Here is a 12,875-nt window from a genome sequence, read left to right as displayed (position 1 = left end):
GATGCCTCCCGCGCCATGCCGGGGCCAGGGACGGCCGCAGATGGCGCCGCTGCGTCCGCTCTCTCCCAGTATAGGTGCGCGCTGCTCGCCGAGCAGTTGAAGACCGCCCGCCGCACCCGCCAGTACAGGCGTCTAGGGCGCGAGGTGCCCGGTCTTGCACCAGAGCAGGCAGCCCTCGGCGCTGCCCGGGCTATGGCTGAACTGCGCCGGGTAGCGCAGCCAGCTGCCCGCCGGATACACCCCGCGCTCGTCCTGCAGGCTGCCTTCGAGCACGAGAAACTCGGCGCCGCCGGGATAGCCCTGCGGCGCTTGCACGGTGTCGGGCGCCCAGCGCTGCAGGCGCACCTGCTCGCCGGCGAACGCGTGCAGGGCCAGCTCGTGCTGGCCGGGCAACGCCCCCGGCGTCCAGTCGGCACGGCGGCTGTCGATCACTACCTCGGCGCGATCGGCCGCATCGAACTGCATCAGCTTGACGAAAATCGTGCAGCCTTCGCGGCTGAAGGGCGTGTGGCGGCTGCCGATGGGATTGCGCACGTAGGTGCCGGCCGGGTAGTCGCCACGTTCGTCGGAAAACACCCCGTCCAGCACCAGGAACTCCTCACCGCCCGGATGCCCGTGCGCGCTGAAGTGCGAGCCCGGCGCGTAGCGCACGATGGAGGTGGCCCGTGCCAGTTCTTCACCAACGCGGTCGAGCATCTGCCGTTCCACCCCGGCCAGCGGCGAGGCCACCCAGGGCGCATCGCCCGGGCGGATCACCACGGGCAGGGCGAAGTCGGCGTTCAGGCGCACCGCGCGCTCACCAGCTGCCGACATTGGGCATGGACACCCAGGGTTCGGCGGGCGCCAGCGGCTCGCCCTTCTGCAGCAGCTCGATGGAGATCTGGTCCGGCGAGCGCACGAAGGCCATGTGGCCGTCACGCGGCGGGCGGTTGATGGTCACGCCGTGTTCCTGCAGGCGCTGGCAGGCGGCGTAGATATCGTCCACCGCGTAGGCCAGGTGGCCGAAGTTGCGCGCGCTGCCATAGTCCTCGGTGTCCCAGTTGTAGGTCAGCTCGACCTGGGCATCCCGGTCGCCCGGGGCGGCCAGGTAGACCAGGGTGAAGCGGCCCTGGGGGTATTCGCGCTGCTTGAGCACTTCCAGGCCGAGGGCATCGCGGTAGAAGCGCAGCGAGGCATCCAGATCCCGGACGCGCACCATGGTATGCAGGTATTTCATCGTTCAGCTCCGCTCCAGAAGGGTCAGCAGGGCCTCGGCCAGGGCCTTGTCGGAGAAGGGATTCTGACCGGTGATCAGCTCGCGGTCGACCACCACGTGCGGCTGCCAGGCCTTGGCGTACTGCATGTCGCCACCGGCGGTGGCCATTGCCGGGGCCGGGTAGTAGCGGATGCGCGCACCCTCCAGGGAGCCCTCGAACACCGCCTCCTCCGGGTCGGAGAAGATGGTCATGCGGTAGCCCTGGTAGGTCCAGTCCTTGGCCGCCGGCTGGTCGCCGCGGACCAGCGCCGCCTCGTAGCCCTGCGGGTCGGCCTGCGCCGCCAGCAGCGCGATGGGGCCGTGGCAAATGGCGGCGGTGGGCTTGCCGGCCTGGTGGAAATGGCGCAGCAGCGCGCCGACCTGCGGGTTGTTGGCCAGGTCGATCAGCGGCGCGTGGCCACCGGGGATGAACAGCCCCTCGTACTGCCCCAGGTCGCCGGCCAGCACCTCGTCGAGCGACAGGCTGTCGTCGATGCCCGGCAGCCCGGCCACCACCTGCTGGATGCGCTGCATCTCGGCCGCATCGCCGCCGAAGTACTGCGGGTCGACGGACTTCTGATCCACGCTCGGCGCATTGCCCCTGGGCGTCACCAGCACCAGCTCGTAGCCGGCCTTGAGCAGGCGGTCGGCCGGCACGCCGAACTCGTTGAGGTAGTAGCCGGTGGCGTAGTGCCGGCCATCTTTGAGCGCCAGCTGGTTCTCGCTGGACAGCAGCACCAGCACCTGGCCCTTGGGCTCGGCGGCGAAGGCCGGGGTGGCGGCGAGGCCGGCGAGCACGGCCAGGGCCAGCGGGTGGAAGGTCTTCATGGGCGGTCTCCGTTGAATGAGGCGAACGTGGGTCCGTTCGGATGAGGCGAATCTTAGGCGGGCGGTTATGATTCGATAATTCGAAAGCTTTTATTTCTGGTATCCAAAAAGTGAATATCGCCAACAAGGACCTCAACCTGCTGCTGGTCTTCCACATGCTCTACCAGGAGCGCAACGCCTCGCAGGCCGCCGCGCGCATGGCGCTGAGCCAGCCGGCGCTGAGCCACAAGCTGAACAAGCTGCGCCACGAGCTGGGCGATGCGCTGTTCGTGCGCGCCCCGCGCGGCCTCACGCCAACGCCACGGGCCCATGAGCTGGCGCCGCTGGTGCAGCGCCTGGTGGCCGAGCTGGAGGCCTTCTACGACCAGTGCGAGGGCCGCGACTTCCTGCAGCGCGCCGAGCGCATCCACCTCTACACCACCGACTACATCGAGCAGACCCTGCTGCCCGCCCTGCTGCCGCGCCTGCGCGAGCAGGCGCCCAACCTGCTGCTGATCACCCACAACACCCGCGGCCTGCTGCCGCGCGAGGAGCTGGAGAAAGGCACCTGCGACCTGGCCATCGCCGGCTTCTACGCCAACCTGCCGGACACCTTCCGCCAGCAGCGCCTGCTCTCCGAGGACTTCGTGGTGCTCGCCGCGCGCGACCATCCGCGCCTGGCCGGGGGGCTCGACCTGCCGGCCTACCTGGCCTGCGAACACCTGCTGACCACCCTCACCGGAGACCTCAACGGCCTGGTCGACCGCGCCCTGCAGGCCCAGGGACAGACGCGCCGGGTGGCGGCCGGGCTGTCCAGCTTCATCGCGCCGAGCCGCCTGGTGCGCGGCAGCGAACTGTTGCTGACCTGCCTGCGCTCGGTGGCCGAGGAGGCAGTGGCGCGCGACGACTCGCTGGTGTTGCACCCCCTGCCGGCGGGCCTGGAGTTGCCACAGGTGGAAGTGATGCAGATCTGGCATGAGCGCACCGACGCCGACCGCCTGCGCCGCTGGCTGCGCCAGCAGATCCAGCAGGTGGCCGGCGAGCTCAGACGTTGAGGCCGTCCAGCGCCAGGCGGCTGCGCTCGAACCAGCCCAGCAGGTAGTCCACCAGCGCCTGGGTCCGGCGCGGCAGGCTGCCCTGCCAGGGGTGGACGAGGAACACCGGGGTGCTGCGCGTCTGGTAGTCGCGCAGCAGCCATTGCAGGCGGCCATCGGCCAGCTCGTCCTGGACCATGTAGGACGGCAGGCGGGCGATGCCGGCGCCGCTCAGCGCCGCCTTCTTCAGCAGGCTGTAGTGGTTGCTGGCCAGCTGCCCGGACACCGGCACCCGCTCCAGGCGGTGCTGGCGGTGGTACAGCCACTGCTCGAAACCGCTGTAGTGGGTATTGAGCAGGCACTGGTGGCGGCTCAACTCGGCCGGCGTCTGCGGCGCCGGGTGGTGCGCCAGGTAGGCCGGCGCGGCGCAGGTGATCTCCTGCAGGGCGAACAGCGGCCGCGCCACCAGGCGCTCGTCCTGCTCCACGCCGGAGCGGATGGCCAGGTCGAAGCCGTCGGCCAGCAGGTCGCGGTAGGCGTTGGCCAGGTCCAGCTCGACGCGCACCCGCGGGTAGCGGCTGGCGAAGTCCAGCAGCAGGGCATCGAAGAAGGTCTCGCCGAGCGACACCGGCACGGTCAGGCGCACCGTGCCGGCCACCTCGTCTTGCAGGCTGCGCACCGCCTGTCGCGCGCGCTGGGCCTGGGCCTGCAGCGCCTGGGCCTCGGGCAACAGCGCGGCGCCGGCGGCGGTCAGGTGCAGGCGCCGCGTGGTGCGGTGCAGCAGCTGGCTGCCGAAGCTGCGCTCCAGGCCGCTGATGCGCTTGGACAACTGGCCCTTGCTGCAACCCAGGCGCTCGGCGGCGGCGGTGAAGCTGCCGGCCTCGACCAGCAGGGCGAAGGCGACCAGGTCTTCCAGCTCGCTCATGGCGCGGCACTCATTGTTTCCATATGAGAACCAAAGGTTTCACATTGCCCGGATTATTGGCAACCCAATCCTGCCTAAGCTGGTTCCACACCCCCTCACTCAGGAGCCCCAGCATGAAAATCATCCTCGTCGGTGCCAGCGGCACCATCGGCCAGGCCATCGACCGCGAGCTGCGCGAGCGCCACGACATCGTCCGCGTCGGCCGCCACAGCGGCGAGCTGCAGGTGGACATCAGCGACCCGGCCTCGATCCGCCGCCTGTTCGAGCAGACCGGCCCGTTCGACGCGCTGATCAGCGCCGCCGGCAACGCCCACTTCGGCGCGCTGGAGGAACTCACCGCCAAGGAGTTCGCCGTAGGCCTGGACGACAAGCTGATGGGCCAGGTCAACCTGGTGCTGATCGGTCGCGAGTTCGCCAACGACGGCGCCTCCTTCACCCTCACCTCCGGCGTGCTCAGCGAAGACCCGATCCGCTACGGCGCGGCGGTCAGCACGGTGAACGCCGCGCTGGACGGCTTCGTCCGCGCCGCCGCCATCGAACTGCCGCGCGGCCTGCGCATCAACGGCGTGAGCCCGACCATCCTGGAGGAGTCGCTGCCGGCCTACGGCCCCTACTTCCGCGGCTTCAAGGCGGTACCGGCGGCCACGGTGGCGCTGGCCTACGCCAAGAGTGCCGAGGGCCGGCAGACCGGCCAGGTATACCGCGTGCTGTGAGCCGGGCGCTTGTCGCGCCGGCCCGACAACGGGAGCCAATCTGGCCGATTCGCCGTGGCGTCCGGGGCCTGCGCGTATCACACGCACCGCAGGTTCGATAGCGGCAAGGCGGTGCACCAACCCCGGCAACGCCGACGCTCACCGCTGCCTGGATAATGCCGCGGTCGGGGCGACCCTACGGCTCCGGCTTGTAGCCCAGGCGCAGGCCGCCCCAGTGGCGGCCCTGAACCTGGATCGGCACCGACAGGTCGTGCATCAGCTCGCCGGTGTCGCGCATATAGGTCTGCAGCAGCAGGCGCTGGCGGTGGCTGCCGCAACGGCTGCCGGTCCGGTCGTTGAACAGGCGCTTGCCGCGGCTGCGCGCGGCGTCCCTGGCCGGGTCGCCGCTGGGCGGGTGGTTGAACGCGGCGTTGTGGGTCGGCACGTAGCCTTCCGGGGTGGTGGCGATGGCGAACACCAGGCCTTCGTGGCGTGCGAGCAAGGGCTCCTGCAGCGCCGGCAGCACCTGGTCGGCGTACTGGTCGAAGCGGGTGCGGTACTTCTGCGGCTGGGTGCCGGCAATCGGCTGGTAGTGGCGGTCGAACAGGTCGTCGAGGCCGATGCGCCCGGCCTGGACGTCCGCCTCGAACTGCGCGGCGATGGCCGCGGCGCCCTCGCGGGCGAGGTCGTAGGCGCGCTGGTGGTAGGCGTCGAGGCCGACCTCGGCAAGCTGCTCGCTGACCGTCTCGGCCTGGCCCACCAGCTGTTCGGCGGCGCCGGCGAGCTGGCGGGTCTGCGCCTCGCTGCCCTGCACGTCGCTCTGCAGCTGCACCGCGGCGGCGGACAGGCTGGCCAGGCGCTGGTGGTTGTCGGCGGTGCCGGCACTGATCTGCGCCACCTGCTGCTCGACCTCCTCGGCCTGCTCGGCGATGCCGTGCAGCTGGCTGCCGGCCATCTCGATCTGCTGCGCAGCCTGCTCCAGCTCGCCGCTCTGGCGCTGGATATGGGCGACCACCGCGGCGCTCTGCTGGCGGATGTCGGCGACCATCTGGCTGACTTCCTCGGTGGCGCTGGCGGTGCGCGCGGCGAGGTTGCGCACCTCGTCGGCGACCACGGCGAAACCGCGGCCCATCTCGCCGGCGCGGGCCGCCTCGATGGCGGCGTTGAGCGCCAGCAGGTTGGTCTGGCTGGCGATGGACTGGATCACCTGGGTGACCTGCTCGATCTGCTCGGTGCGGCTGCCGAGGCCGTCGATCAGCTCGCGGCTGGCCAGGGTCTGCGCACTGAGCTGCTGCATGCGCGCGATGGCCTGGCTCAGCTCGGCCTGGCCGCTGGCGCTGGCATCGCGTACCTGGCGCGCGGCGGCCAGGGTCTGCTCGGCGCGGGCGGCGCTGTCCTGCTCGGTGTGGGTGATGGCCTCGGCGGCCTGGCTGACCTGCGCCACCGCCGCCAGTTGCGACTGCAGGCGCTCGGCCAGCTGCTTGACCGCATGCGCCACCTGGGCGGCGGACAGCGCGTTGTGACAGGTGTGCCGCGACAGGCCGCGGCTGAGTTCGACGAAGTCGCCGCCGGCCGGCTGCTGCGCGGCCGCAGGCTCGTCGCGACGCTGCCAGGGGCCGAGCCAGGGCCACAGCGCCAGCAGCAGCAAGGACGGCACGCTGACATAGAGCGGAAGCGCCGTCTGCTGGTAGACCAGCATCAACCCGGCCAGGCCGAGGGCGTGCAACAGGCAGGCAATCGGGGAACGGACAAAGGCAGCTTGCATGACCGACCTCAGAGTTCTTGTTCTTGGGCGCGGCGAGGCGCTGTAGGCGGACGGGGTCACGGCGGGTTCTCCTCGAACTTCCCGCGTAACCTGGCGCAGGCTACGCGATCGACAGGCCCGGCGGCAAAGACGCGCGCAACTCGGGCAGGATGGAATCGATTCGAACACCTTGGAAGCAGCAGCACCATCGCACTTTGGTCGCAGCTGGCTGCGACCTTAACCCACCAGACGATGACGCTGGATAAAGCGCTGATCCAGCCAATCCTTGCAGCGCCCGTAGAACTGCCCGCCGGCGCTCCAGTCGTGCCAGGCGAGCAGCGCGCCGCCGTCGCCGGTGGCCAGCAGCGCCAGGCTGTGGCGCTGCGGGCGGTACTGACGCAGCGGCCGGCCCTGCAATGCCGCCTGCAGGTTGGCCGCCAGCACCGGGCCCTGGCGCACCGCGTAGACGCCGCTGCGCCGCGCGCCAGCCAGGCTGGCGCAGTCGCCGACGGCGAACAGCTGGGCATGGGACTGGCTCTGCAGGCTCGGGCGAATGGCGACGAAGCCCGCGTCGTCGCAGGCCAGGCCGCTGGCCGCCAGCCAGGGCCAGGGCCGTGCGCCGCTGGCCAGCAGCAGGCGCCGGCCGCGCCATACCGGCTCGTCGCCGCTGAGCAGCCAGTCGTCCTCGATCCGCCCGATCGGGCAGTGCTCGCGCACCTGCACGCCGCGCTGACGCAGGTGGCCGAGGGCGCGCAGGCGCAGGCCCGGGGCGTGCCCGGCGAGCAGCGGGCCGGCGCAGAACAGCGCCAGCGCCGGCACCTGCCCGGTCAGCGCCAGGGCCAGCTCGACCCCCGCCGCGCCGCCGCCGAGGATGGCCAGGCACCGTGGCTCGGCCTGCCACTGCTGCCAGCCGGCGAGAAAACCGGCGAAGGGCTTCACCGCCAGCAGCTGCATGGCGTCGCCCTGCTGCGGCGGCGCAGCCACCGCGGCGCCGACATTGAGCGCCAGCCACTCGGCCGCAAGGCGCCGGCCATCTGCAAGTTCGACCTGGCGGCTGGTGGCATCCAGCGCGGCGATCTCGCCCTCGATCAGCTCCACCTTCGCCGCGCGGCACAGCGGCTGCAGTTCCAGGCGACAGTCGGCGGCGGCGTAGCGCCCGGCCAGCAGACCCGGCAGCATGCCCGAATACCAGGCCTCGGGGCCGGGGCTGAGCAGGGCGATGCGTCCCGGCGGGCGCTCCACCAGGGCCCAGCGGCGCAGCACGCCGAGGTGGGCATGGCCGGCGCCGGCCAGCAGCAGGTCGTACTGGCTCATGGCTGCTTCAAGCCGTCGCGGTACTGGCTCGGCGTCTGCCCGGTCCAGCGCTTGAAGGCGCGGCCGAAGCTGCTGCTGTCGCTGAAGCCGAGCAGGTAGGCGACCTCGCCGATGGAGCAGCGTGGATCGCGCATATGGCGCAGGGCCAGGGCGTGGCGGGTGTCGCCGAGCAGCGCCTCGTAGCTGGTGCCCTCCTCGGCCAGGTGGCGTTGCAGGCTGCGCAGGCTCAGGTGCAGGGCCTGGGCGATGCGCTCGGCCGAGGGCTCGCCGTCCGGCAGCTGCGTCTCCAGGCAGCTGCGCACCCGCTCGCTGCAACTGGCGGCGCGAAGTTGTTCCAGGCTGCGCTTGAGCACCGCCTCGTTGTGTTCGGCCAGCTCCGGGTTGCCGTCGTCCAGGCGCTGCTCGAAGGCGGCGCGGGGGAAGCGCAGCAGGCTCTCGGCCGCATCGAACTGCAGCGGCGCGCGGAACACCGCCTGCCAGGGCGCGGGATCGGCCGGCGCCGGGCGCTGCAGCTGCACCAGCAGCGGGGCGAAATCACGGCTCAGGCGATTGCGGCAGCTGCGCACGTAGATCGCGGCGAAGGCGTCCAGCGCCTCCGGGGCCGGCGGCGGGCTGCCGGGCGGCACGCGAAAACGGAACTCGTAGGCGTCGTCCAGTTGACGCAGCTCCAGTTCCAGGGCGTCGCTGACCACCCGGTGGTAGCGCACGATGCGCTCGAACATCTCGCGCAGGCTGCTGCTGGCGATCAGCGCGTAGCCGAGGGCGTGGAAGGTGGTGGGGCTGACGTACTGCGAGGTCTTCAGGCCCAGCGCCGGGTCGCCGCTGGCCGCCACCGCCAGTTGCCACAGGCGCGTGGTCACCGACAGCGGGCAGCGCGCGTTGGGGTCGTCGAGCAGCGCCGGGTCGAGGCCGGCGGCGTGGCACAGCGCGGCGCTGTCCAGGCCGAGGGCGTCGAGCTGCTTGCGCAGGGCGCGGGTCCAGCTGGCCAGGGTGGTGGGTTCGGCGGTCATTGCAGGTTGGCGTGTCCGGTAGGCAGGTTGGCGTGCTCGGTCGGGCGCGTTGGCGGGCGCGGCGGCACAGTAGCGTCACTGTCCAAGCACAAGAGGATGTCGGCATGTCCCCCTCCCCCGCAAGCCTTAATGACCAGCAACGCGCCGCGCTGATCCGCGAACGGGTGATGGCCCATGGCAACGCCCTGCGCCAGCGCTACCCGATCCTGCAGCACCAGGACGCCCTCGGCGCCGCCATCCTCGCCTTCGCCCTGGCCGGCATGCTCGGCTCGGCCGCGCTGTATATCGGCGGGCACATGGCCTGGTGGGCCTGCCTGCTGCTCAACGCCTTCTTCGCCTCGCTGACCCACGAGCTGGAGCACGACCTGATCCACTCGATGTACTTCCGCAAACGCCCCGTGCCGCACAACCTGATGCTGGCGCTGGTCTGGCTGGCGCGGCCGAGCACCATCAACCCCTGGGTGCGCCGCCACCTGCACCTGAACCACCACAAGGTCTCCGGCAGCGAGGCCGACATGGAGGAGCGCGCCATCACCAACGGCGAGCCCTGGGGCCTGGCGCGCCTGCTGATGGTCGGCGACAACATGATGAGTTCCTTCATTCGCTGGCTGCGGGCGAAGAACCCCGAGCACCGCCGGCTGATCCTCAGTCGCACGCTCAAGGTCTATGCGCCGCTGGGGCTGCTCAACTGGGCGACCTGGTACCTGTTCCTCGGCTTCCATCTGCTCGACTGGGCCGCCGCCGCGCTCGGCGCGCCGATCGCCTGGTCGGCCACCACCCTGAGCCTGATGCAGGTGGTGAACATCGCCGTGGTGGTGCTGGTCGGGCCCAACGTGCTGCGCACCTTCTGCCTGCACTTCGTCAGCTCCAACATGCACTACTACGGCGACGTCGAGCCGGGCAACGTGATCCAGCAGACCCAGGTACTCAACCCCTGGTGGCTGTGGCCGCTGCAGGCGTTCTGCTTCAACTTCGGCAGCAGCCATGCGATCCACCATTTCGTGGTCAAGGAGCCCTTCTACATCCGCCAGCTGACCGTGCCCTTCGCCCACCAGGTGATGCGCGAGATGGGCGTGCGCTTCAACGACTTCGGCACCTTCGCCCGCGCCAACCGCTGGACCCGTCGCGCCCCGCAAGCCGCCGGCGAACGCACCCAGACCGCCTGACGTTCACCTGGCCGCGGTGCGCACGGCGCACCCTAGCGGGTCTCGATTAGCGCGGGCGCGGCGAAAGAGCTGTCGACGCGCTCGCCGGTGTTGTCGCTGTCGGCGGCGAAGACCACGCCGAGGATGCGCCGCGGCGCGCTACCGAAGGCGGCGATGGCGTCGCTGCGCAGGTCGCGCGACTCCGCCAGCCACTGCCCCAGCGGCGCCTCCGGGCCGCGCAGCACGCGCATCTCCACCGTCTCGCTGTAGGCGCTGCGGGCGTGGCTGCCCGGCGCTTTGCGGTTGTCCCAGACGTAGCTCAGGGTCGCCGCCGGCAAGTCGGGGTCGAAGAAGGTGCGCGCCAGGCGCAGCTTCTGCCGGGTGAGGAAGGTGAGCGACTCCAGCGGGTAATCCAGCAGCACATAGACCCGCGCCACGTAGTCGTCGCCCTCGCGGGTGGCGAAGCGCGCCTGCTCCAGCCGCTGCTCGCTGCGCCACTGCCAGCTCAGTTGCCAGGGCCGCTCGCCGGGCAGCTCCAGCGGATGCAGCAGGCCGCCGGCGGCGGCAGCGGCCTGGATGCGCAGCACCAATCGGCCGTCCTGCTCGACCAGGCTGCGCTGCGCCGGCGCGATCTTCGGGATATCGGCCAGGCGCCAGGGCGGCGACCACGGGCCGCCCGGCGGGCCGGCCGTCCAGGGCGTCAGCCGGTTCTCCGCCAGTGCCGGCGCCGCGACCAGCAGCAGCGCGAGCCACAGCGCCCGCATCAGCCGCGCCTCCAGGCGTGAAAACGCTCGACCCAGCGCAGCAGCCCCTGCGGCGCATGGGCGCGCTTCCATTGCCCGGCCGCGTATTTGTTGGCCTCGGCCAGGGTCGGGTAGCTGTGGGTGGTGCCGAGGATCTTGTTCAGGCCGAGGCCGTGCTTCATCGCCAGCACGTACTCGGCGAGCAGCTCGCCGGCCTGGGCGCCGACTATGCTCACGCCGAGAATGCGGTCGCGCCCCGGCTCGGTCAGCACCTTCACATAGCCGCGGGCGACGTCGTCGACTATGGCCCGGTCCAGGTCGTCGAGGCCAAAGCGGGTCAGCTCGAAGGCGATGCCCTGCTCCTGCGCCTCGCGCTCGCTCAGGCCGACCCGCGCCACCTCGGGGTCGGTGAAGGTGCAGTGGGGGATGGTGCGGTAGTCCACCTTGAAGCGCTTGAGGCCGCCGAACAGCGCATTGACCGCGGCGTACCAGGCCTGGTGCGCGGCAACGTGGGTGTACTGGTGGGGCCCGGTGACGTCGCCCACCGCGTAGATATTGGGAAAGCGCGTGGCCAGGTACTGGTCGGTTTCCAGGCTGCCGTCGGGGCGCAGCGCCAGGCCCAGTTCCTCGGCGCCATAGCCGGCGACATGGGGCTGGCGACCGAGCGCCAGCAGCGCGGCGTCGAAGGCGATGCTGCGTTGCTCGCCGCTGCCTAAGTCGCGCACCAGCACGCGCTGCTCACCCTCGACCAGTTCGAAGCGCTCGACCACGTGGCGCAGGCGCACGTCGACACCGTCGTCGCGCAGGCTGGTCAGCACCAGCGCGCTGGCGTCCTCGTCCTCGCGCGGCAGCAGGCGCGCATTGCGCTGCAGCAGGATCACCTGGCTGCCCAGGCGCTGGAAGGCCTGGGCCAGCTCGCAGCCCACCGGCCCGCCGCCCAGCACCAGCAGCCAGCGCGGCTGCTGGCGCAGGCTCCAGATGCTCTCGCTGGTATAGCTACGCACCTGCTCCAGGCCGGGAATCTCCGGCACCCGCGGCCGCGCCCCGGCGGCGATGACGATGCTGCGTGCGGTCATACGCTCACCGTTCACCTCCACCGCCCAGGGCGACACCAGTTTCGCCTGGCCCTGGATCACCTCGACGCCCAGGCCGCTGTAGCGCTCGACCGAATCGTGCGGCTCGATGGCGGCGATCACATTCTGGATGCGCTGCATCACCGCGGCGAAATCCACCTGGCCCTGCACCCCGCGCAGGCCCAGCGCCTCGGCGCGGCCCAGCTCATGGGCCAGCTTGGCCGAACGCAGTAGCGCCTTGGACGGCACGCAGCCGCTGTGCAGGCAGTCGCCGCCCATCCGGTGCTTCTCGATCAGGCCGACCTTGGCTTTGACCGCCGCGGCGATATAGGCGCTGACCAGGCCGCCGGCGCCGGCGCCGATCACCAGCAGGTTGCGCTCGAAGCGCTTGGGCTTGTGCCAGCCGGCATAGACCCGGCGCGCCTGGAGCACATCGAGCGCACGCCGGGCCAGCAAGGGGAAAACGCCGAGCAGAACGAAGGCGCCGAGCAGCCCCGGCGAGAGGATGCCGGCCAGCGACTCCAGCTGGCCCAGCTCGCGCCCGGCGTTCACGTAGACCAGGGTGCCGGGCAGCATGCCCAGCTGGCTGACCCACCAGTAGGTACGCAGCGGCAGGCGGGTCAGGCCCATGGCCAGGTTGATCAGAAAGAACGGGAACACCGGCACCAGGCGCAGGGCGAACAGGTAGAAGGCCCCCTCGCGCTCGACCCCGGCATCGATCCCGGCCAGACGCCGGCCGAAGCGCTGCTGCACCCAGTCGCGCAGCAGGAAACGGCTGCTGAGCATGGCCAGGCTGGCGCCCAGGGTCGAGGCGAAGGACACCAGCACCAAGCCTTCGAGCAGACCGAATAGCGCACCGCCGAGCAGGGTCATCAGCGCCGCGCCCGGCAGGGACAGCGCCGTTACCAGCACATAGGCGAGAAAGAACAGCCCGGCGGCCTGCCAGGGCTGGGCAGCGACTTGGGCATTCAGCGCGGCTTGCTGCGCCTTGAGCGCGTCGAGGCTGAGGTACTGGCCGAGGTCGAAGACGAAGAAGCTGCCCAGCAGGGCCAGGATCAGGCCCATCAGGGCCAGTTTGCGGCTATTCATCGATCACCTCTGCTGGGGAGCGTCGGGCGCACCGACCGCGCGCCCGGGTGCGCACGGCGCACGGC

The 12,875-nt window shown here is 71.0% G+C and carries 12 protein-coding genes; 3 read left to right on the top strand and 9 right to left on the bottom strand.

From position 1 onward, the window contains the following. Positions 1–132 precede the first annotated feature (132 nt). From ACIGFL_RS23190 to ACIGFL_RS23180, 3 genes are read right to left on the bottom strand one after another with little or no spacing between them, the layout of a single operon-like run. Positions 133–813 carry a cupin domain-containing protein gene (locus tag ACIGFL_RS23190; protein WP_397498703.1) on the bottom strand — a complete coding sequence of 227 codons (681 nt, stop codon included), beginning with the start codon at positions 811–813 and terminating at the stop codon, positions 133–135. Beyond that, a complete protein-coding gene (locus tag ACIGFL_RS23185; protein ID WP_397498702.1) occupies positions 797–1,216 on the bottom strand; it encodes a VOC family protein in 420 nt (139 codons plus the stop codon). The genes ACIGFL_RS23190 and ACIGFL_RS23185 overlap by 17 nt, the downstream gene beginning before the upstream one ends. A gap of 3 nt (positions 1,217–1,219) precedes the next feature. Continuing rightward, complete coding sequence (locus tag ACIGFL_RS23180) at positions 1,220–2,062, bottom strand: type 1 glutamine amidotransferase domain-containing protein (protein WP_397498701.1); 843 nt, start codon at positions 2,060–2,062, stop codon at positions 1,220–1,222. A 110-nt stretch (positions 2,063–2,172) separates the two neighbouring features. On the opposite strand from ACIGFL_RS23180, the gene ACIGFL_RS23175 reads away from it, so the two are divergent. Next, positions 2,173–3,096, top strand: coding sequence for a LysR family transcriptional regulator (locus tag ACIGFL_RS23175; RefSeq protein ID WP_397498700.1), 924 nt, complete (start codon positions 2,173–2,175; stop codon positions 3,094–3,096). On the opposite strand, the gene ACIGFL_RS23170 is transcribed toward ACIGFL_RS23175, so the two are convergent. Then, the gene (locus tag ACIGFL_RS23170; RefSeq protein ID WP_397498699.1) at positions 3,086–4,000 is read right to left on the bottom strand and encodes a LysR family transcriptional regulator; all 915 of its coding nucleotides are present in this window, start codon (positions 3,998–4,000) and stop codon (positions 3,086–3,088) included. The genes ACIGFL_RS23175 and ACIGFL_RS23170 overlap by 11 nt on opposite strands. Before the next feature lie 113 nt (positions 4,001–4,113). Here ACIGFL_RS23170 and ACIGFL_RS23165 point away from each other — a divergent pair, with 113 nt between their 5' ends. Further along, complete coding sequence (locus tag ACIGFL_RS23165) at positions 4,114–4,713, top strand: short chain dehydrogenase (protein ID WP_397498698.1); 600 nt, start codon at positions 4,114–4,116, stop codon at positions 4,711–4,713. Positions 4,714–4,888: 175 nt separating this feature from the next. Here the strand turns inward: ACIGFL_RS23165 and ACIGFL_RS23160 are convergent, their stop codons facing one another. The 3 genes from ACIGFL_RS23160 to ACIGFL_RS23150 form a co-directional block, all read right to left on the bottom strand. Continuing rightward, positions 4,889–6,391, bottom strand: a complete 1,503-nt coding sequence (locus ACIGFL_RS23160; protein WP_397498731.1) for a methyl-accepting chemotaxis protein — start codon at positions 6,389–6,391, stop codon at positions 4,889–4,891. 282 nt (positions 6,392–6,673) lie between these two features. Further along, positions 6,674–7,750: an FAD-dependent oxidoreductase gene (locus ACIGFL_RS23155; protein ID WP_397498697.1), complete on the bottom strand. Its 1,077-nt coding sequence runs from the start codon at positions 7,748–7,750 to the stop codon at positions 6,674–6,676. Then, entirely contained in the window at positions 7,747–8,760 is a 1,014-nt protein-coding gene (locus tag ACIGFL_RS23150; protein ID WP_397498695.1) for an AraC family transcriptional regulator, read from the bottom strand. The genes ACIGFL_RS23155 and ACIGFL_RS23150 overlap by 4 nt, the downstream gene beginning before the upstream one ends. A gap of 104 nt (positions 8,761–8,864) precedes the next feature. On the opposite strand from ACIGFL_RS23150, the gene ACIGFL_RS23145 reads away from it, so the two are divergent. After that, complete coding sequence (locus ACIGFL_RS23145; RefSeq protein ID WP_397498694.1) at positions 8,865–9,926, top strand: fatty acid desaturase; 1,062 nt, start codon at positions 8,865–8,867, stop codon at positions 9,924–9,926. A 32-nt stretch (positions 9,927–9,958) separates the two neighbouring features. Here the strand turns inward: ACIGFL_RS23145 and ACIGFL_RS23140 are convergent, their stop codons facing one another. Both ACIGFL_RS23140 and ACIGFL_RS23135 read right to left on the bottom strand, forming a co-directional pair. Beyond that, positions 9,959–10,669: a DUF3047 domain-containing protein gene (locus ACIGFL_RS23140; protein ID WP_397498693.1), complete on the bottom strand. Its 711-nt coding sequence runs from the start codon at positions 10,667–10,669 to the stop codon at positions 9,959–9,961. Beyond that, complete coding sequence (locus ACIGFL_RS23135; RefSeq protein ID WP_397498692.1) at positions 10,669–12,810, bottom strand: FAD-dependent oxidoreductase; 2,142 nt, start codon at positions 12,808–12,810, stop codon at positions 10,669–10,671. The genes ACIGFL_RS23140 and ACIGFL_RS23135 overlap by 1 nt, the downstream gene beginning before the upstream one ends. Positions 12,811–12,875: the final 65 nt, after the last annotated feature.

This window comes from Pseudomonas sp. NPDC077649 (genome assembly GCF_044542855.1).
Lineage (GTDB): Bacteria > Pseudomonadota > Gammaproteobacteria > Pseudomonadales > Pseudomonadaceae > Aquipseudomonas.
The sequence above is the reverse complement of the archived record's forward strand: the minus strand, read 5'-3'. Positions and strand labels throughout refer to the sequence as shown.